The sequence below is a fragment of the Curtobacterium sp. SP.BCo genome (assembly GCF_051903265.1).
GTDB lineage: Bacteria > Actinomycetota > Actinomycetes > Actinomycetales > Microbacteriaceae > Curtobacterium.
Genome location: NZ_CP194337.1, coordinates 2159463 through 2178978 on the forward strand (window position 1 = coordinate 2159463; position 19516 = coordinate 2178978).

Genomic DNA, 19516 nt, shown 5'->3' on the forward strand with positions numbered 1-19516 from the left:
GTCACTCTCCGGTCACGTCGTAGTTCACGAACCGCTTGGACAGCCAGTACACGAGCCCCGACAGGAGCATGCCGGCGAGGAACAGCAGCACGGCCATCGCGCTCGCGAACCCCAGCTGGGCGTAGCTGAACGCGTTCTTGTAGAGGTAGAGCATGTAGAACAAGGTCCCGTTGTCCGGGCTGCCGAGGCCGCCGGTGCCCGACGAGATGACGTAGGCCTCGGTGAAGACCTGCAGGCCGTTGCTGATGCCGGTGATGAGGTTGAACAGGATCACCGGGGACAGCAGCGGCAGCGTCAGGGCGAAGAACTGCCGGACCGGTCCGGCGCCGTCGACGCGGGCGGCTTCGTAGAGGGTCTTCGGGATCCCGCGCAGCCCGGCGAGGAAGATCAGGGCCGCGTTGCCGGCACCCATCTGCGCCAGGGCGACGATGACGAGCTTCGCGGTCGTCGGGTCGCCGAGCAGGTTCGTCGCCGGGATGCCGACGAGCTTCATGACCTGGTTCACGATGCCGGTCTGCGGGTTGACGAGCACCACGAAGATGAACGCCAGCGCGAACGTCGGGATGAGCGAGGGGATGTACAACGCCGTCCGGTACCAGCTGATCTCGCGGACGTCCTGGTTCATCGCCATCGCGATCACGATGGCCACGACGATCCCGACCGGGACCGCGATCACGGCGTAGAAGAGCGTGTTGCCGACGGCGGTGTGCACGAGCGGGTCGATGAAGGCGGCGACGTAGTTGCCGAACCCGACCCAGGTGGCGCCGTTCATGCCCGAGTACCGCGTCAGGCTGATCGCGAACGAGTAGACCAGCGGGTAGCCGATGAAGACGAGGACGCCGATGATCCACGGGGAGATGAACGCCAGGCCGATGCGCAGTCGGCGCTTCTCGGCGGTGGTCCACGGGTGCTTCTCCCGCGGTCGCCGTCGTGGTCTCGGGCCTGCTGCGGTGCCGTCCCGGACGGCGCGGGGTGCTGCGGTGTCGGTTCGTGTCGTCGTCGTCACGAGCGTCCCTTCGGGTCGTGGTCACACCGGTGTGGCCGACCGATTCAATCGAATTGATTGATTAAACCGATTTCCTGCGATGCTAGGGACCATGGACGAGGGACGTCAACCACCGGCGCGCACCGTGTTGCTCCGCGGAACGAACAGTGCGCGGGTCGGTACGCTCAACCGCGCCCTCGTCCTCGACGTCGCCCGTCGGACCGGACCCGTCACCCGGTCCGCCATCGCCGCGGCCACCGGCCTCACCGCGCAGACCGTCTCCAACATCGCCGCCCGCCTGCTCGACGAGGGCCTCCTGCGCGAGGAAGGGCCCCGACCACGACGGACCGACCACGGCGAGCCATCCCAGCGCGGCCTCGCCGTCGCCGCCGACGCGCGGCACGCCGTCGGCCTCCACCTCGACCCGGCACACGTCGTCGCCACGCTCGTCGACCTCGCCGGCACCGTCATCGCCACCGAGCACCTCGACACCGGCGCACTGGACGGCCCCACCGCGGTCCTCGACGCGATGGCCGGCACCGTCGAACGGCTCGTGCGCGAGCGCAGCAGCCGGCTCGTCGGCCTCGGGCTCGCTGCCCCCGGCCCGCTCGACCCGACCCACGCGGCGCTCGCCGACCCCGTCCAGCTGCCCGGGTGGGCGGGGCTGCCCGTCGCCGACGAGCTGCGTCGGCGCACCGGTCTGCCCGTGCTGCTCGAGAAGGACGGTGTCGCCGCCGGCCTCGGCGAGGGGTGGACCACCACGAACACCACCGGGCTCGTCACGGTGACCCTCGGGCACGGGATCAGCGCGGCCGTCGTCACCGGGGGCCAGGTCGTGCGGGGAGCCTCCGGGAACGCCGGCGAGTTCGGCGGCATGCCGGTGCACGCGCACGGCCGGTGGACCGCGGTCTGGGAGGCCTGCCAGCCGCTCCAACAGGTCAGGCGCGCGATCGCCGCGGGCATCCTGCCGGCCGGCACCCGCACCGGACGACCCGCGGACGTCCGGGTCGCCTACGAGTCCCTGTGCGCCGCGCCGACCGGGACCGCCCTCGTCGCGGCCGGTGGATCGGCGCTCGGATCGGCGCTCGCCCACGTCGTCGAGCTCCTCGACGTGACCGACGTCGTGATCGGCGGCAGCGCGGCGATCGCCGGCGGCCCGGTGTTCCTCGAGGCCGTCCGGGCGAGCCTCGCCGACCGGCTGCCCGACGCCCCGCGGATCGTCGTCGAGGCGACCACCCACGGCGAGGCCGCCGTGGCACGAGGGGCGGCCTGTGCCGTCCTCGCGACCGCACTCGACGGGAGCCCGACGTCCGGCGGCGCGCCGGTGCGCGCCGCCGCGGGGCGCAGCCCGCGCGCCCGCAGCATCGCCCACCCCTGGTGAGCGGGGTCCGCGGAACCGACCCGGCCGGGAGGCACGGCGCGGGCCCGACGGTCGCCGCGCCTCCCGGCCCGGTCGCCGCCACCACGCGTCGAACGCGAGCCGGGCACGTGACGCTCCGCGACACCCCTCGTCGCGGGGTGACCCGTGGACGACGTACCGTCGGACCATGACCACGACGACGCCGACCGCTCCCGACTTCCCGGCCGAGTGGACCGCCTGGCACGCCGCGCACGAGCAGGCCCGGGCGAGCGAGCACGGGTTCCTCGCGATCACGAGCATCCGGTGGCTCACCGGCACGCCCGAGCGGTTCGACGACGCGCCCGGCACGTGGTCGACCTCGGCGGACGGACCCGTGGTGGTCCTCGACGAGGACGAGTCCGTCGAGGTCGACGGGGTCCGCGTGACCGGCACCCACCGGTTCGGCCCGCTCCCGGAGCGCTCGAGCACGGCGGTGCGCTGGCAGGACGGCGACGAGACCGTCGTCGTCGAGGTCGCCCGACGCGGCGGCAGTGACGTCATCCGGCCGCGGCACCCGTCGAACCCGACGCGGGTCTCCTACCCGGGGACACCCGCGTACGCGCCGGACCCGGCGTTCGTCGTCGACGCCCACTTCGAGCCGTTCGACGAACCCCGGACGGTGACGGTCGGGTCCGTGGTCGACGGCCTGCAGCACGTGTACGAGGCGCCGGGCGTGCTGACGTTCGACCTCGACGGGCCGCGGTCGCTGCTGGCGTTCAACGGGCACGGCGACGGGTTGCACGTGCTGTTCACCGACCGGACGAGCGGCGTGACCACGTACGCGGCGAACCGGAGCCTGGACATCGCCGCGCCGGACGCCTCCGGAGCGACGACGATCGACTTCAACCGGGCGACGAACCTGCCGTGCGCGTACACGGAGCACGCGACCTGCCCGCTGCCGCCGGCGGAGAACCGGCTCGACGTCGCGGTGACGGCGGGGGAGCGGCTGCCCGCTTGAGCGCGGGGCGGCCGCCGGCCGTTGGCCGCTGGCCGCCGGCCGCTGGCCGCCGGCCGCGGGCCGCTGGCCGCTGGCCGAGACTCGGTCTGGGCGACGGTTCTCGGTGCCCGGCGCACGAGGAACGTCGCCGTGCCCGAGACTCGGGCTCACCTCGACGAGACCCGGTCAGGGCACCGGGACGCGCGACCAGCCGCTCGTCGCACGCCACGCGCGCGGGTCGAACGTGAACACGCTGCCCATGCCGGGCTGGTCGAGCACGCGGGAGACCGGCTCGCCGCGGAGGTCCGCCAGCAGCAGTGCCCCGACGGCTCCGTGCGAGACGACCGTGACGTCGCCACCGTCCCGGGTGAGCGCCCGGACCGCACGGACGATGCGCTCCTGGGCGTCGACCGCCCGCTCCCACCCGCGGACGGACTCCTCCGGCGCGCCGAAGAACGCGTCGACGACCCCCTCGAACTCGTCGAGCGGCAGGAAGCCCGTCGCGCTGCGGTCGATCTCGCCGAGCGCTGCGTCCCTCGAGGGGACGAGCCCGACCGCGCCCGCGAGGACCTCGGCGGTGTCGACCGCCTTCTGCTCGGTGCTGGAGACGATGCGTCGGACACCGGGGTCCCAGGCGACGGTCGCGGATCCGGCCGCGCGGGCACGGCCATCGGCGGACAACCCCCACGACTCGATCGGACGGTCGGGCTCGACGACGACCTCGGCGTGGGTCAGGAAGAACGACACCACGGCGTCACTCCAGGTCGTCCGCGGCCGACGGGTCCACGATCCGGACGCCCTCGACCTCGCCGATCCGCGCGACGAGCCCGGACGCGTCCGGTGGCCCGGCGACGTCGAGGCGCACCGCGGTGGCATCCGGCCGGTCGGTGTCCTGCTTCACGAGCCGAGCGACCCGCCACCCGCCCGCGGTCACCAGCGCGAGCACGTCGGGCAGCACCCCGCGTCCGGCGTCGTAGACCACGTCGAGGGTCATCGACTGCTCGGCCGAACGGGACAGCGCCCGGACGACGGCGGTGTAGCCGAACACCACGACGAAGTGCAGCGCGGTGACGACGAGGGCGAGCAGCCAGAGGCCGGCACCGGCAGCCATGCCGATCGCAGCGGTCTCCCACACCGCGGCCGCCGTGGTCAGGCCCCGGACGGCCCCGCGGCGGGTGAGGATCAGCCCGGCACCGAGGAACCCGACCCCGGACACGATCTGCGCCGCCACGCGTGACGGGTCGAGCACGACGTGGTCCGGGACGAGCACGTCGCCGAACCCGTACTTGCTCACGAGCAGCATCAGCGCGGACGCCGTGCCGACGATCGCCTGGGTGCGGATGCCGGCGCTCTTCGACCGGAGCTGGCGTTCGAGGCCGATGAGCGACGCGAGGGCGAACGCGAGCAGCACCTCGCCGATCTGCACCCACCCCTGTCCGGCGAGCGGTTGGGTGAGGTGTTCGGTCGTCACGCCGACCGACGCTACTCCTGTCGCCACGGCCGTCAGCGGGCCGCCGTAGGGTGAGCGCGTGGAGTTCCCGGGGGAGGCGGCCGACGCGCGAGACGCGTCGACCTCTCCGGGGTCACCCCGGGGCACGCAGTACCAGCAGGACGACACGCCCCGAGCGGGCGAGCGCGCTCCGCGCGCGATGCCGCACGGAGGCACCGACAGGTCCCCCGGGAACCCCACGCCCCTCGACGTTGTGGCCGTCGCCCTCGCCGACGCCTTCCTGACCGCCGATCGCTGGGCACCCGACGAGCTCACGGCCGCTGGGTTCGCCGTCGTCGGGGTCGAACGTGCCTACGTCGGCCTCGCGGTGGCGGCTGCGCTCGACGCGTTCCCGCGCCCGCCGTCGGACGCACCCCGGCAGCTCGCCGCCGTGCTGGCCGCCGACCCACGGCTCCGCGCGCTGCACCGATCCCGCGAGCCGCTCCGGCCGGTCCGGGTCCTGGCGCGTCGCGCGACCGCCGCCCGCTCCCGGCCGGCGACCGACAGCGCACTGCTCGTCGACACGCTGCCCGAGCTCGCCCGGGCGCTCGACCTGACCGTCGGCCGGCTGCTCTGGCTCGCCGACACCCGTGGCTGGAACCGGCGCCCCGGTCCCTCGAGCCCGCTCCACCACCACCGGTACGAGTGGATCGTCCGGCCGGGGCGGACACCCCGGCTCCTCGAGAAGCCGATGGACATGCTCCGCCGCACACAACGGACGATCCTCGACGAGTTGCTCGTCGCACTCCCGGTGCACGACGCCGCGCACGGGTTCGTCCCGGGCCGGAGCGTCGTCACGGGTGCGTCCGCGCACACCGGGCAGCAGGTGGTCCTGTCCGCCGACCTCACCTCGTTCTTCGCGAACGTCACCGCGCCGACGGTCTTCGGCGTCTTCCGGTCGGCGGGGTTCGCCGAACCGGTCGCGCACGTCCTCACCGGCCTCTGCACGCACCGGGTGCCACCGCACGTGCTCACCGCGATGCCGGCCGGCGGCACTCCCGAGGACCGGGCCGCGCTCCGCCGTTCCCTGACGGCGGCGCACCTGGCGCAGGGTGCGCCCACGTCCCCGGCGCTGGCGAACACCTCGCTCCGGCACCTCGACGCCCGGCTGGCGGGGTGGGCGGGCAGCGTCGACGCCACGTACACGCGGTACGCCGACGACCTGACGTTCAGCGGCGGTCACCGGCTGGCGGCCCGCCCGGACGCCTTCCTGCGCGGGGTCGACCGGATCGTCGCCGAGCAGGGCCACCGGCTGCAACCCGGCAAGACCCGCGTGCGACGCCGTGGGGTCCGGCAGTCGGTCACGGGCGTGGTCGTCAACGAGCGGACCGCACCGGGACGCCGCGAGGTCGACCGACTGCACGCGATCCTGCACAACGCGGCCGAACACGGTCCGGCCTCCCAGAACCGTGCCGGGCACCCGGAGTTCCGCGCACACCTGCTCGGCCGCATCGGCTGGGTCGAACAGGTGCACCCCGGCCGGTCCCGACGATTGCGGGAGGAGTTCGCGCGCATCGTCTGGTGAGTTCCCGGCCGCGTGTGACGCCCGGTTGCGCCCGGTTGCCCGGGGTTGCGCGCGGACTGCGACCGCTGCGGCCCGCGCCGGTAGCGTGCCGCCATGTCCCCGAGCGAGATCCCGGCCGACGACCGCCACGACGAACTGATCGCGCCGCTCCGGCCCGTGATCGCACGGATCGCGGTCGATGCTCGACAGCGGGAGCGCGAGGAACGGCTCGCCACCGAGCAGCTCGGCTGGCTCGTGGACGCCGGGTTCGCGCGGTGGCGCACCCCCGTCGAGTGGGGCGGTGTCGGCGCGCGGCTGTCGGACGTCTTCCGGGCGATCGCCGAGATCGCCGAGGTCGACCCGAACCTCGCCCACGTGTGGCGGAACCACTTCTCGTTCATCGAGGACCGCGTGCACGCCGAGGGGAGCCGCTTCGACCGGGAGATCGTCGACCGGCTCGGCGGCGGTGAGTTCGTCGGCGGCGGGTGGAGCGAGACGCCGACCTCCGCGGGCGTGGACATCGCCACGCGGATCGTCCGCCACCCGGACGGCGGTTGGCGGGTCACCGGACGGAAGTTCTACTCGACGGGCAGCGTCTACGCGCGGTGGATCACCGTGCTCGCGCTCGACGACCAGGGGGACCGGTTCGTGGCGCTCGTGGACGCCCGTGACCCGGGCGTGCAGGTCGGGGACGACTGGGACGGGTTCGGACAGCGGATCACCGGGAGCGGCAGCGTGTCCTACGCCGACGTGCACGTCCCCGACGAACGGGTGCTGCCGTACGCCACGCGGTACCCGTACCAGGAGCAGTACTACCAGACCGTGATGCACGCGATCCTCGTCGGGATCGGACGTGCGGCGCTGCGCGACGGGGCCGAGGCGCTCCGCACACGCGCACGAGGGCACCCCAACGGGACCACCGCGGACCCGACGGCGGACCCCGAGCTGCTCGGCACCATCGGGACCGTCGCCGCACGGGTGTACGCCGCGGACGCCGCGTTCACCGCGAGCCTCGGCCCGGTCGACGCCGCGGTGGACCGGCACACCGAACTCCGTGCGACCGGTACCGACCCGTCGACGGACCCGGTCCTGCGTGCCGCCCTCGAGCGGAGCTGGATCGCGGTCGCCCAGTCGCAGACCGTCGTCACCGACGCCGTGCTCGACGCGACGACCCTGGTGTTCGACGCCCTCGGGTCGTCCGGCACCTTCCGGAGCCTCGGGCTGGACCGGCACTGGCGGAACGCCCGGACCCTGGCATCGCACAACCCGCGCGTGCACAAGCGCCGGATCGTCGGCGACCTGCTCGTGAACGGTGCCAGTCCGCTCGACCGGGCGTAACCGGCCGTCACGAGGCGCAACCCGGGGACACCTGCACGCTCGATCGTCCGGCCGCCCCGTACCGTCGACGACAGCGGCCCGCCACGAACGCAGGGGAGGCGACGGTGGCGGGCCGCTCCGCACGTGACCGGAGGGAACCCGTGACCGAGACAGCCGCACCGACCGTCGTCGCCGTGCCCGACGCCGACCTCGCCACCGCCGTCGGGCGACCCGGCGGGATCCGCGCGCTCGCCGACCGCATCCGGGTGACGGGCGCCGCGGTCGTCGCGATCGGCACCGATCGCTTCGACGCCGGACGCGCCCGGGGCCAGCGGCTCGACCCGACCACCGTTGCGCTCGCGCTCGGCCGCGCGCTGCCCACGCTCGGGGTGCTCGTCGCGGTCGCCCCGACCCGGGAGCACCCCTACAACGTCGCCCGTCGCGTGCTCTCGCTCGACCACGTGCTCGACGGCCGCGTCGGACTGGTCGTCGGTGCGCGGGACCACGGACTGCCCGTCACCGACGAACAGCACGACCCGGCTGAGTTCGCCGCGGTGGTGCGCGGGCTCTGGCGCACCTGGCCGCTCGACAGCATCGTCGGGGACCGCGTGGCCGGAGTCTTCGCCGACACCGACCGGATCCGCCCGCTCGACCACGACGGCGGAACGGGCGGCTACCGGGTCCGCGGGCCGCTGACGACGCCGTCCAGTCGGCAGGGCGAACCCGTCCTCGCGGCCTGGCACGACGCCGACGTGCCGACGGCCGACCTCGTGCTCGGTGCCGAGGCGCACCCGCTCGCACCGTTGCCCGCGGCGACCGGCGTGCCCGACGCGCGCCGCGCCTCCCGTCCGTCCGGCGGCCCCGCGACGGACCGGCGGACGCTGCGGGACCTGCTCGGTCTGCCCGTCCCCGTGGTGGTCACCGCGTGAGCGCCGGCACCGACGCCGGTCTGGTCCTCGGCGTCAACCTGCAGGGGTTCGGTCAGCGACCGGCCGCGTGGCGGACGCAGGACGTCGAACCGACCGACCTGCTCACCGCCGACTTCTGGGCCGACCTCGGCCGCACCGCCGAGCGTGGGCTGCTCGACATGGTGTTCTTCGCGGACCACCCCGCGCTGAGCGACCCGAACGTCCGGGCGTACGGCCTGCTCGAGCCGTTCGTGGCCCTCGGCGCGATCGGGGACGCGACCACGCACCTCGGGCTCGTCGGCACCGCGTCCACCACCTACAACGACCCGGTCGACCTCGCCGAGCGGCTGCTCTCCCTCGACACGCTGTCCGGCGGGCGGGTGGCCTGGAACGCCGTCACGACCTACGACCGCTCGGTGTCCGCCAACTTCGGCGTCGCGACGAACCCGGACCGGCCCGAGCGGTACGCCAGAGCCGGCGAGGTCGTCGACCTCGTCCAGGCACTCTGGCGGTCGGCGGCGACCGGTCAGCCCGTCGCGCACCACGGCGAGTCCACCGACTTCGAGGGGACGATCCGCGTCCCGCCGTCGGCGCAGGGGCATCCCGTCGTCTTCCAGGCCGGCGGGTCGCCGCACGGCCGTGACCTCGCCGCACGGGTCGCCGAGGGCGTCTTCGCCGTCGAGCTCACCCCGGGACCGGCGCGCGAGCACTACCGGGCGGTGAAGCAGGCGGCCGCGACGTACGGTCGGGACCCGGCGGACGTCGCGATCGTGCCGGGGCTGTCCCTCGTGCTCGGCAGCACCGAGGCCGAAGCCCGTCGACGGTTCGACGACCTCGAGGCCCTCGCGCCCGACGGGTACTCGCTCCGCGCGCTCGGCACACACCTCGACGCGGACCTCACCGGGCTGGACCCGGACGCACCGATCCCCGCCGCGGTCCTCGACCGCGAGGTCGACCCCGTCACGTACGGACCGTCCCTCGGCTACCACGAGACGGTCGTCCGGTGGGTGCGCGCGAACAACACGTCGCTCCGGGACGTCCTGCGCGGGTTCGGCGGGTACGGCGCCCGAATCGTCGTCGGGACCCCGGAACAGGCCGCCGACACGATCGAGGAGTGGTACCGCACCGGCGCCGCGGACGGCTTCAACCTGATGATCGACGAGTTCCCGCGGGGGCTCGAGACCGTCGTCGACGAGCTCGTGCCGATCCTGCAGGATCGCGGCGTGTTCCACCGCGAGTACGAGGACGTCACGTTGCGCGGCCGGTTCGCGGCGCGCGCTCGCGGCCTGTAGGGGCGCGGCACCTCGCACCGTGCGACGCACGGTGCGAGCCCGGTCCGCCCTGGAGGCGCGACCCGCCCCCGCCACGTGCGTCGCGCCTGCACGGTGCGAGGTGCCGTGCACGGTGGGAGGGGCGCGGGCCGGCACGGTGCGCGGGACCTCGCACGCTGCGGTGCCCGCGCACCGTGCGACGCACGGTGCGAGCCCGGTCCGCCCTGGAGGTGCGGCTCGCCCCCGCCACGTGCGTCGCGTCCGCACGGTGCGGGGTGCCGTGCACGGTGGGAGGCGCGCGGGCTGGCACGGTGCGCGGGACCTCGCACACTGTGGTGCTCGCGCACCGTGCGAGGTGCTCGCGCACCGTGCGAGGTGCCCGCGCACCGTGCGAGGTGCCCGCGCACCGTGCGAGGTCCCACGCGCGCCGCGCAGCGCCCCGTCCGCGCAGCGCCCCGACCGCGCGGGTCCGGCGCCCCCGCGTGACGCCGCGTGACGTCGCGCGGGCGCCTCCGCGTCACGGGACGTCACGGCCGGTCACGCTCCGCAACACCCGTCGCCGCAGGTCCCGGTCGGTCATAGCGTCGCCGTCATGACCGAGTACCTCGACCGCGAGCAGGACAAGACCTTCACGAAGGTCTACAAGCAGCAGACCCCGGACATCCTGACGGCGTTCGTCCAGTTCGATGAGTCGGTGTTCCGAGCCGAGGGGCGCGAGATCCCGCTGAAGTACCGGGAGCTCATCGCCCTCGCGGTCGGCATCACCACGCAGTGCGTCTACTGCATCGACGGTCACAGCCAGCGGGCGGTGCGCGCCGGAGCGAACGAGGCGGAGCTCGCCGAGGCCGCCTGGGTCGCGACCGCCATCCGCGCCGGCGGCGGGTTCGCCCACGGCCGCCTCGGCTTCAAGTTCGGCGCCGACGCCGCAGCCGCAGCCACCGACGCCGCCGCCGACGCCGCGGGCCCCGCCGACGCGTCGCCCGCACCGCCCGCAGCGCACGCCCACACCCACACCCACTGACCGGCACGACCCCGACGGAAGCGCACCACATGCCCGACCGCACCACCCTCGTCACCGCCCTGCAGGGCGCCGGCTGGCACCCCGCCGCCTGGCGGACCGCCGGCCCCACGGCACAGCGACTCACGAGCTTCCGGCACTGGCGCGACGTCGTCGTCGAGCAGGACCGTCTCGGCGTCGACGCCGTCACGATCGAGGACTCCTTCACCGCCGGACCCGTGGACGCGGCCGGCGACCTCGACACCCGCACCGTCGTCGGACGGCTCGACGCCCTGCTCGTCGCGAACGCCGTCGCCCCCGCGACCCGCGCCCTCGGGTTGGTGCCGACCGTCTCGGTGACGCACACGGAGCCCTTCCACGTCGCCACGGGCCTCCAGACCCTCGACCACGTCTCGCACGGGCGAGCCGGGTGGCGGGTCCAGGTGAGTCCGACGAGCCGCGAGGCCGCGCTGTTCGGCCGCCGCCCCGGCGGCGACGACGCAGCCGCCCTGTTCGACGAGGCCCGCGAGGTCGCCGAGGTCGTCTCGCGCCTCTGGGACAGCTGGGACGACGACGCGATCATCCGCGACGTCGCCACCGGCCGCTTCATCGACCGCGACCGCATCCACAACGCCGAGTACGCGGGCTCGTTCGTCTCGGTGCACGGCGCCTCGATCGTGCCGCGGTCCCCGCAGGGCCGCCCGCCGGTCTTCGCGCTCGCGCACCGCGCCGATGCTGCCGCGTTCGCCGTGGACGCCGCGGACGTCGTGCTGGTCACGCCCGGACACGGCGGACGGGAGGCGCGTGCGGTGCTCGACGAGGTCCGTGACGCCGAGCAGACGGCCGGGTCCGACCTCCGGCGTCCGGTCCTCGCGGACCTCGCGGTGCTCATCGGGTCGTCGACGGCCGAGGCCGCCGACGAGCTCGCGGCGCTCGACGCCGCCGCGGGTGCACCGTACGCGGTCGGTTCCGGATCCGACACGTCCGTCCTGGCGACCACCGTCCCCGAGCTGGTGTCGCTGATCGGAGACCTGCGGGCCCTCGGCTACGCGGGGGTCCGACTCCGGCCGCTGCGCATCCCGATCGACTCGACCGCGATCGCCCGGCAGCTCGTCCCCGCGCTCGTCACGGCGGGCCTCCGCGCCGACGTGGCCTCGCGTCCCACCGCCGACCTGCGCACGCGGCTCGGCATCGCCCCGGCGGTCAGCCGATACGCCACGTCCCACCAGGGGGTCTCAGCATGAGCGCCAAGCGCCAGGTCCACCTCGCCGCCCACTTCCCGGGCGTCAACAACACGACGATCTGGAGCGACGAGCGGGCCGAGAGCCAGATCGCGTTCTCGTCGTTCGAGCACTTCGCCCGGAACGCCGAGCGCGGGCTGTTCGACTACCTGTTCCTCGCCGAGGGGCTGCGGCTCCGCGAGCAGAAGGGCCGCATCCACGACCTCGACGTCGTCGGTCGTCCGAACACGCTCGCGATCCTCGCGGCCCTCGCCGGTGTCACGGACCACATCGGGCTCGTCGGCACCCTGCAGACGACGTTCAACGAGCCCCTCGAACTGGCGAAGCAGCTGGCCACGCTCGACCACCTCACCGACGGCCGTGCCGGTTGGAACGTCGTGACGAGCTCGGACGCGTTCCACGGCGCGAACTTCCGCCGCGGCGGGTTCCTCGACCACGCCGACCGGTACACCCGCGCGGCGGAGTTCATCGAGCTGTCGCGCGAGCTGTGGGACTCGTGGTCGCCGGACGCCGTCGTGGCGGACGCTCCGGCCGGGGTCTTCGCCGACCGCTCCCGGATCCGCGACGTCGACCACCACGGCCCGCAGTTCGACGTCACCGGGACCTTCCCGGTGCCGCGCAGCCCGCAGGGGCACCCGGTGGTCGTGCAGGCCGGCGACTCCGACGAGGGCCGTGACCTCGCCGCCGCGCACGCCGAGGTGATCTTCTCGCTGCACACCGAGTTCGACGACGCGAGGGCCTACTACGACGACGTCACGGCGCGACTCGAGCGGTTCGGCCGGTCGAAGGACGAGCTGCACATCCTGCCCGCGTCGACGTTCGTGCTCGGCGACACCCCGGAGGACGCCGCCGAGCGGGCCCGGGCCGTCCAGCGCGCGCAGGTCAGCCCGGCCACCGCGATCGCGTTCCTCGAGCAGGTCTGGAACCGCGACCTGTCCGGGTACGACGTCGACGGTCCGCTGCCGACCGTCGAACCCGACCTCGAGGGAGCCGCGATCACCCGCGGCCGCGCCCGGCACACCCGTGACGTCCCCGCCCTCGTGCGGTCCTGGCGGGACCGGGCCGACGCGGAGCGCCTGTCCATCCGCGACCTCGTGATCGCGGTCTCCACCCGGGGCGGGTTCGTCGGCACCCCGTCGCACATCGCCGCCGAGATCGACCGGTACGTGCAGGAGCGTGCGACGGACGGGTTCGTCGTCGTGCCGCACACCAACCCGTACGGCCTCGACGAGTTCGTCGACACCGTGGTCCCGCTGCTGCAGGAGCGCGGCGTGTACCGGGAGTCCTACACCGAGGGTGCGACGCTCCGCGAGACCCTCGGCCTGCCCGGGACGATCCGGTCGCGTGCGCGATCGGGGGTGTTCGCGTGACGACCACCCCGCTCTCCGTCCTCGACCTCGTCCCGGTCCCCGCCGGGTCCTCGGCCGCGGCAGCGCTCCACCACACCCTCGACCTCGCCCGCCGAGCCGAGCGCGCCGGGTACGCCCGGTACTGGCTCGCCGAGCACCACCTCAACCCCGGCGTCGCGGGCAGCGCACCGAACATCGTGATCGGCGCCGTGGCGGCCGCGACCTCGACGATCCGGGTCGGCAGCGCGGCGACCCTGGTCGGCAACGTCCGCGGGCTGCAGATCGCCGAGACCTTCGGCACGCTCGCTGCGCTGTACGGGCCGCGGATCGACCTCGGTCTCGGCCGGTCCGGTACCCCCGCGCCCGGTGCCCCGAAGCCGCCGTCCCTCGCGCCGCGCGAGGACGAGGTGGTCGACGGCCTGCTCATCCCGGCACCGTTCGACTTCCGGATCGCCCCGCGCAGCCGGTTCGCACTGCAGGGCGAGATGCTCGGCCGGGTGCCGGGCGACGTCGACCGGTTCGAGGGCGAACTCGACCTGATCCGGGCGCTGTTCGCCGGCACGTGGTCCCACGACGGCGCAGTCGTCGATGCGCCGCCCGCCGCCGGCACCCCGGTCGAACTCTGGATCCACGGCTCCACCGGGGGTGCGAGCGCACGGGCCGCCGGCGCCCTCGGCCTGCCCTACGGTGCGAACTACCACACGTCGCCGGGCACGGTCCTGGCGTCGGTGCAGGCCTACCGCGACGCGTTCCGCCCGGGCGTGCTCGACGCTCCGCACGTCATCGTGTCAGCGGACGTCGTCGTCGGCCGGGACACCGCCGAGGCCTCCGAACTCGCTCTCGGGTACGGCCAGTGGGTGCACTCGATCCGCTCCGGTGTCGGCGCGATCGAGTACCCGACGCCCGACTGGGCGCGCAAGCACCCCCTCGACCCGGAGGCGGCCGCGTCGGTCGCCGACCGCCTGGCGACCCGGTTCGTCGGCGACGCTGCGACGGTGGCGGACCAGCTGGAGACCCTGCGTCGGGCGACGGGAGCGGATGAGCTCCTCGTCACCACGATCACACACGACCATGACGCCCGGGTGCGCTCCTACGAGCTGCTCGCGGCGGAGTGGGCGCGGCGAGCCGAACAGGCGGTGCCGGCCGCGGTCTGAGACGCGGTCCGGGACGGACGGGAGGCGCGGCGCCAGCTGGCACCGCGCCTCCCGTCCGTCTCGCGCGCGCGTCCGCCGACCCGGTACGACGACTCCGATGTCGTACGACGTCGGTGGTGTCGCTCGCGCGCGTCCGCGAATGCCCGCGCGCGCAACAGGCGACGTGTCCGCTGTCGTACGACATCGGCGAAGTCGTTCCGGAGCGGCGCTGCTCGGTGCCCCCGCGCCCGAACGCACGACACCCCCGCAGCCGAGGTGGCCACGGGGGTGTCGGGAGCGCCCGGTCAGCCGGCGTCGAGCGGCAGGCCCTTGGGGTCGAACTCGGACTGCTGCACGGCCTCGTTCGACAGGTTGTACGCCTTCAGCCACGTGGCGTAGGTGCCGTCGTCGATGAGCTCGTTGATGGCCTCCTGGATCGGCTTGGCCAGCCCGTTGCCCTTCTTGGTCGTCGCGGCGATGAGTCCCTGCAGGTCGGCGCCCGCTCCCGAGTATGTGCCGGCGGTCTCCGTCGCCTTGGCCGTCCCCGCGTTCTGCTTGTTCTGGTACGCGATCGTCGGGTTCGGGCCGAGGTAGCCGTCGACCTTGCCGGACTGCACCGCCAGGAGCTTCGCGTTCGCGTCCGGGTAGTACTTCACGGTGATCGTCTCGCCCTTCTCCTCGAGGTCCTTCTTCCAGCCGAGCAGGATCTTCTCCTGGTTCGTGCCGGAGTCGGTCGCGATCGTCTTGCCCGCGAGCACGGAGGGGTCGCCGTCGAACCGCAGGGTGCTGCCCTGCTTCACCTGGAGGGCGAGGTTGTCCTGGCGGTACGAGGCGAAGTCGTACTTCTCCTTGCGCTGCTCCGTCACCGTGATGTTCGACAGGCCGACGTCCGTCGAGCCTCCGTCGATCCCGACGAAGAGGTTGTCCCAGGTGGCGTTCTTCACCTGCGGTTCGAGGCCGAGCTTGGCGGCGACGAGGCGACCGAGGTCCGGCTCGGAGCCGGTGAGCGTCTTCTGGTCGTCGCCGGTGAAGGCCAGGGGCGGGTACCCGGACGGCAGGGCGCCGATGCCGATGACGAGCTTGCCGGACTCCTTGACGTCGGTGGGCAGTTCGTCGTGGAGCTTCGTGTCCTCCTTCACCGTGACCGTCGTCTCGGTCGCGGCGCCGTTCGACGCCGCGCCGATCGTCACGGAGCCGTCGCCCGGGCCCGAGCCGGTGCCGGCGCTGGCGTTCGCGGCGCAGCCGGCGAGGGCGACGACGACACCGGTGGCGAGGACGAGGGCGCCGGCGCGGTGCCGCCAGCGGGAGGGAGTGATCGAGGACATGGTTCTCCTGGTTCGGATCGGGTTGGGGGTGCTGTGGGTGGGGAGTTCAGCGGACGCGGGACAGGAAGTCGCGCGTGCGGGGGTGCTGCGGGTCGTCGATGAGCTGCGCGGGCGGACCCTGCTCGACGACGCGCCCGTGGTCCAGGAACACGACGTGGTCGGCGACCTCGCGGGCGAAGGCGACCTCGTGCGTCACGATGACGAGCGTCGTGCCGGACGCGGCGAGGTCCCGGATGACGCCGAGCACCTCGCCGACCAGTTCGGGGTCGAGCGCCGACGTCGGCTCGTCGAGCAGGACCACCGAGGGCTCGAGCGCCAACGCCCGGGCGATCGCCACGCGCTGCTGCTGCCCGCCGGACAGCTGCCGCGGGCGGGTGTCCGCACGGTCGGCGAGGCCGACGCGGTCGAGCAGGACACGAGCGCGCGAACGGGCCTCGGCTGCGGGCACGCCCGCGGCGATCGGTCCCTCGGCGACGTTCTCGAGCGCGGTGAGGTGCGGGAACAGGTTGAAGTGCTGGAAGACGAACCCGATCCGGGAGCGCTGCCGGAGGATCAGCCGCTCGGGCAGCTCCTTGTAGCGGGGGACGCCGTCACGGCCGGTCCGCACCCGGACGCCGATGGTCTCACCGCCGACCGTCACGACACCGCGGTCGAGTGGCTCGAGGTGGTTGATCGCCCGCAGCAGCGTGGACTTGCCGGACCCGGACGGGCCGAGCACGACGGTGACGCTGCCCGCGTCGAGCGCGAGGTCGACGCCGTCGATGACGACGTTCTCGCCGAATGCCTTCACGGCGCCGTGGATGCCGATGGTGGCGCTCATCAGATGGCCCTGTCGTTCGTGGTGGAGGTGCCGGCGGTGACCGCCCGCTCGGCGAGGGCTGCCTCGGCGTGGCGATCCGCGCCTCCAGGCAGGCGGCCCGGCGCACGCCGGACCGCAGCCCGCAGTCGCTGGAACGGTGTCGGCGGCAGCGCGCGGACCGAGCCGCGAGCCGTCCACCGCTCGACGTAGTACTGCACGACCGACACCGCGCTGGTGAGGACGAGGTACCAGATCGTCGCGACCACGAGCAGCGGGATGATGTCCGTCGGGTAGGTGCTCGACAGGTTCTGCACCACGCCGAACAGGTCGAGCAGGGACACGTAGAACAGCAGCGACGAGGCCTTGAGCAGCCCGACGACCTGGTTCACGAACGCCGGCACGATCGACCGGAGGGCCTGCGGCAGGATCACCCGCACGAACTGGCGTCGACGGGGGAGCCCGAGCGCCTGCGCGGCCTCGTGCTGTCCGTGGTCGACGGCGAGCACCCCGGCGCGGACGATCTCCGACGCGTAGGCGATCTCGCTGAGGCTCAGCCCGATCACGCCGATCGCCAGGTCGCCGAGCACGTTCGCGGTCGGGACCTCGAGCTGCGGGCCGAACGGGATCCCGATGCCGATGGTCGGGTACAGCGACCCGAGGTTGTAGAGGAAGACGAGCACCAGGATGAGCGGCACAGAGCGGAACAGCCACACGTAGCCCCAGGCCAGTCCGGAGAGCACCGGGTTGCGCGAGAGCCGGGCGATCGCGACGACGATGCCGCCGGCGAAGCTGATCACCGCGCTCAGTGCGGTCGCGACGAGGGTGAGCTGCAGACCCGTGAGGACGGCCGGGCTGAACAACCACTTGCCGACCGCCGGCCACCCCCACTGCTCGTTCGTGAACAGCGTCTCGACGAAGTTCAGCAGCAGCACGAGGACGATCGCTGCGGCGATCCAGCGCAGTGGGTGCCGCAGCGGGACGACGGGACGGTCGACCGCGGCGCGTCCCGCCGCGTCGATGGTCGCGTCCGGTCCGGGCCGGGAGGCGCGGTCCGCCTCGGCCGGTCCGGTCGCCGCGTCGACGTGGGTCGCGTTCCGGGGCGGGACCTCGGTTGTGTCGGTCATGTCGCGACCGTAGGAGGTGCGCGGACGGCCGACAACGCGGGGTGAAACACACCGGCACAGGACGGAACACGGCGTCACGCCGAGCATCGAGGATGACGTTCCGTGACGTCCCGCGACGGCTATCGTGACGGCCATGACGGACCACCGTGTGACTGCTCCCGTGCCGCCTGCCGACGGCACCAAGCCGAACGGACCGGCGTCGTACTTCCCGAGCATCGAGAAGACGTACGGCCGTCCGGTGCAGGAGTGGCTCGACCTCGTCGCGGACCGGCTGGACGACCACGGGCACATGGCGGTCGTCGGGTGGCTCAAGGACGAGCACGGCCTGGGGCACGGACACGCGAACGCCCTGGTGGCCTACGCCCGGAACGCGCTCGGCGCCTGACGCCCGGATCCGGTTCGATTGGTTGACGTGGTTGTCGGTCCTGCGCGAGAATGGGTTGACACGGTTGACGCGATCGACGGAAGGGCCATCATGGCGACGACGGAACGGGCCCGGGCGCAGCAGCGACCCGCGGTGGGCGACGCGGGCGGGCACGACGACCTCGGTCCGACCGAACAGCGACTGATGGCCGCGCTCCGGGACCGTCTGGTGCTCGGGCGGCTCGATGGTGCGCTGGAGCCGGGCGTCGACGTCGACCTGCTCGCCGACCGGATGGTGGCGGCGCTGCCCTCGGTCAAGCACGAGGCCGACGCACTGATCGGACCGTTCTACGACACCCCGACACTGGCCGCCTGGCGCGGGGTCACGCGGCAGGCGCTCAGCAAGGCGACGGCGAAGCGCGACCTGATCGGCCTGAAGATCGGGGACGGCAGCCTCGTCTTCCCCTCGTTCCAGTTCGGTGTGACCGGGACGCCGCTCCCGAACCTGCGGCAGGTGCTCGCGCTCGTCGACCCCGACCGGATCGACCCGTGGGGCAGCGCGCTGTGGCTGAACACCCCGGCCGACGAGTTCGGCGGGACCACCGCTGCCGAGGCACTCCGCGACGGCCGCGTCGAGCAGGTGCTCGCCGCGGCTCGTCGGGCTGCGCACGCCTGGGCGGCGGACGCGTGACGCCGAGCCGGAACGAGGTCGCCCAGCGCCCGCCGCGCGACGGCCTCGACCTCACCGCCTTCCCGACCGAGGAGTCCCGGGGGACGACCTTCTACCGGGCGAAACGGCACGACCGGGGCGCCTGGTGGTTCGCGAGCACCGAGCCGGATGCCGACGGGGTCGACGGCGGCCGGTTCGACCTCGCCGTGCCACGGGGCACCTGCTACTGGGCGGACTCGGTCGAGGTCGCCGTGCGGGAACGCCTGGCGCACCACGTCCTGACCACGAACACCGTCTTCGCGCCGCGCGCGCGGGAGATGGTCGTGGTGGCGGCACGGGCGTCCCGCGGCCGGGCGTTCGCCGACGTCACCGACCCCGCGGCCGTCCGGTTCGGCGTCGGCGCGGAACTCCAGACCATGGGCGACTACCGGGTGCCGCAGGCGTGGGCGCGGGCGTTCGACGCCGCCGGGCTCGCCGGGGTCCGGTACAGCACCCGGTTCACCAGCGCGGGGGCGGCCAACGCGTGGGCGGTCTTCGGCGCGTCCGGCATCCCGAAACGGCCACGGCCCGAGCGCGTGCACCGGGACGGCGTGACGGCCTGCCGCGAGTCGGGGATCCGCGTGCTCGACGACGGCTCGGACGTCGGTCCGGGGCGGTTCACGTTCGTGGCGCCACCGACGCACTGAGCGTGGGTCGACTGTCGGT

At 73.8% G+C, this 19516-nt stretch carries 19 protein-coding genes; 13 read left to right on the forward strand and 6 right to left on the reverse strand.

What is annotated here, in order from left to right; all coding sequences use genetic code 11:
• Position 1 precedes the first annotated feature (1 nt).
• Positions 2-1006 carry a carbohydrate ABC transporter permease gene (locus tag ACRQ4B_RS10350; protein ID WP_439691364.1) on the reverse strand — a complete coding sequence of 335 codons (1005 nt, stop codon included), beginning with the start codon at positions 1004-1006 and terminating at the stop codon, positions 2-4.
• Positions 1007-1097: 91 nt separating this feature from the next.
• Here ACRQ4B_RS10350 and ACRQ4B_RS10355 point away from each other — a divergent pair, with 91 nt between their 5' ends.
• Both ACRQ4B_RS10355 and ACRQ4B_RS10360 read left to right on the forward strand, forming a co-directional pair.
• Positions 1098-2366, forward strand: coding sequence for an ROK family transcriptional regulator (locus ACRQ4B_RS10355; protein WP_439691365.1), 1269 nt, complete (start codon positions 1098-1100; stop codon positions 2364-2366).
• Positions 2367-2532: 166 nt separating this feature from the next.
• Positions 2533-3342 carry a DUF1684 domain-containing protein gene (locus ACRQ4B_RS10360; RefSeq protein WP_439691366.1) on the forward strand — a complete coding sequence of 270 codons (810 nt, stop codon included), beginning with the start codon at positions 2533-2535 and terminating at the stop codon, positions 3340-3342.
• A 165-nt stretch (positions 3343-3507) separates the two neighbouring features.
• Here ACRQ4B_RS10360 and ACRQ4B_RS10365 read toward each other — a convergent pair whose 3' ends face one another.
• Positions 3508-4071: a histidine phosphatase family protein gene (locus ACRQ4B_RS10365; RefSeq protein ID WP_439691367.1), complete on the reverse strand. Its 564-nt coding sequence runs from the start codon at positions 4069-4071 to the stop codon at positions 3508-3510.
• 4 nt (positions 4072-4075) lie between these two features.
• Entirely contained in the window at positions 4076-4792 is a 717-nt protein-coding gene (locus ACRQ4B_RS10370) for an MgtC/SapB family protein (protein WP_439691368.1), read from the reverse strand.
• A gap of 58 nt (positions 4793-4850) precedes the next feature.
• Between ACRQ4B_RS10370 and ACRQ4B_RS10375 the strand changes: the two genes are divergently transcribed.
• The 8 genes from ACRQ4B_RS10375 to ACRQ4B_RS10410 all read left to right on the forward strand — a co-directional run bounded on the left by ACRQ4B_RS10375 (position 4851) and on the right by ACRQ4B_RS10410 (position 14551).
• Positions 4851-6335, forward strand: a complete 1485-nt coding sequence (locus ACRQ4B_RS10375; protein WP_439691369.1) for a reverse transcriptase family protein — start codon at positions 4851-4853, stop codon at positions 6333-6335.
• 93 nt (positions 6336-6428) lie between these two features.
• Positions 6429-7652 (forward strand): acyl-CoA dehydrogenase family protein, encoded by a 1224-nt coding sequence (locus ACRQ4B_RS10380; RefSeq protein ID WP_439691370.1) that lies wholly within the window; start codon positions 6429-6431, stop codon positions 7650-7652.
• 140 nt (positions 7653-7792) lie between these two features.
• Positions 7793-8560 carry an LLM class flavin-dependent oxidoreductase gene (locus ACRQ4B_RS10385; RefSeq protein WP_439691371.1) on the forward strand — a complete coding sequence of 256 codons (768 nt, stop codon included), beginning with the start codon at positions 7793-7795 and terminating at the stop codon, positions 8558-8560.
• On the forward strand, positions 8557-9831 hold the full coding sequence (locus ACRQ4B_RS10390; protein WP_439691372.1) for an NtaA/DmoA family FMN-dependent monooxygenase: 1275 nt from the start codon (positions 8557-8559) through the stop codon (positions 9829-9831). Before ACRQ4B_RS10385 ends, ACRQ4B_RS10390 begins: the two co-directional genes overlap by 4 nt.
• A gap of 571 nt (positions 9832-10402) precedes the next feature.
• Positions 10403-10831 (forward strand): carboxymuconolactone decarboxylase family protein, encoded by a 429-nt coding sequence (locus ACRQ4B_RS10395; RefSeq protein ID WP_439691373.1) that lies wholly within the window; start codon positions 10403-10405, stop codon positions 10829-10831.
• Positions 10832-10860: 29 nt separating this feature from the next.
• A complete protein-coding gene (locus tag ACRQ4B_RS10400; RefSeq protein WP_439691374.1) occupies positions 10861-12051 on the forward strand; it encodes an LLM class flavin-dependent oxidoreductase in 1191 nt (396 codons plus the stop codon).
• Positions 12048-13418: an NtaA/DmoA family FMN-dependent monooxygenase gene (locus tag ACRQ4B_RS10405; RefSeq protein ID WP_439691375.1), complete on the forward strand. Its 1371-nt coding sequence runs from the start codon at positions 12048-12050 to the stop codon at positions 13416-13418. Before ACRQ4B_RS10400 ends, ACRQ4B_RS10405 begins: the two co-directional genes overlap by 4 nt.
• Positions 13415-14551: an LLM class flavin-dependent oxidoreductase gene (locus ACRQ4B_RS10410; protein ID WP_439691376.1), complete on the forward strand. Its 1137-nt coding sequence runs from the start codon at positions 13415-13417 to the stop codon at positions 14549-14551. Before ACRQ4B_RS10405 ends, ACRQ4B_RS10410 begins: the two co-directional genes overlap by 4 nt.
• A 284-nt stretch (positions 14552-14835) precedes the next feature.
• On the opposite strand, the gene ACRQ4B_RS10415 is transcribed toward ACRQ4B_RS10410, so the two are convergent.
• From ACRQ4B_RS10415 to ACRQ4B_RS10425, 3 genes are read right to left on the reverse strand one after another with little or no spacing between them, the layout of a single operon-like run.
• Positions 14836-15855 (reverse strand): transporter substrate-binding domain-containing protein, encoded by a 1020-nt coding sequence (locus ACRQ4B_RS10415; protein WP_439691377.1) that lies wholly within the window; start codon positions 15853-15855, stop codon positions 14836-14838.
• A 46-nt stretch (positions 15856-15901) separates the two neighbouring features.
• A complete protein-coding gene (locus tag ACRQ4B_RS10420; protein ID WP_439691378.1) occupies positions 15902-16675 on the reverse strand; it encodes an amino acid ABC transporter ATP-binding protein in 774 nt (257 codons plus the stop codon).
• Positions 16675-17778, reverse strand: a complete 1104-nt coding sequence (locus tag ACRQ4B_RS10425; RefSeq protein WP_439691379.1) for an amino acid ABC transporter permease — start codon at positions 17776-17778, stop codon at positions 16675-16677. The genes ACRQ4B_RS10420 and ACRQ4B_RS10425 overlap by 1 nt, the downstream gene beginning before the upstream one ends.
• Before the next feature lie 133 nt (positions 17779-17911).
• Between ACRQ4B_RS10425 and ACRQ4B_RS10430 the strand changes: the two genes are divergently transcribed.
• The 3 genes from ACRQ4B_RS10430 to ACRQ4B_RS10440 all read left to right on the forward strand — a co-directional run bounded on the left by ACRQ4B_RS10430 (position 17912) and on the right by ACRQ4B_RS10440 (position 19497).
• Positions 17912-18163: a DUF4287 domain-containing protein gene (locus tag ACRQ4B_RS10430; RefSeq protein WP_439691380.1), complete on the forward strand. Its 252-nt coding sequence runs from the start codon at positions 17912-17914 to the stop codon at positions 18161-18163.
• A gap of 90 nt (positions 18164-18253) precedes the next feature.
• Positions 18254-18832, forward strand: coding sequence for a hypothetical protein (locus ACRQ4B_RS10435; protein ID WP_439691381.1), 579 nt, complete (start codon positions 18254-18256; stop codon positions 18830-18832).
• Positions 18829-19497 (forward strand): RES family NAD+ phosphorylase, encoded by a 669-nt coding sequence (locus ACRQ4B_RS10440; protein ID WP_439691382.1) that lies wholly within the window; start codon positions 18829-18831, stop codon positions 19495-19497. Before ACRQ4B_RS10435 ends, ACRQ4B_RS10440 begins: the two co-directional genes overlap by 4 nt.
• Positions 19498-19516: the final 19 nt, after the last annotated feature.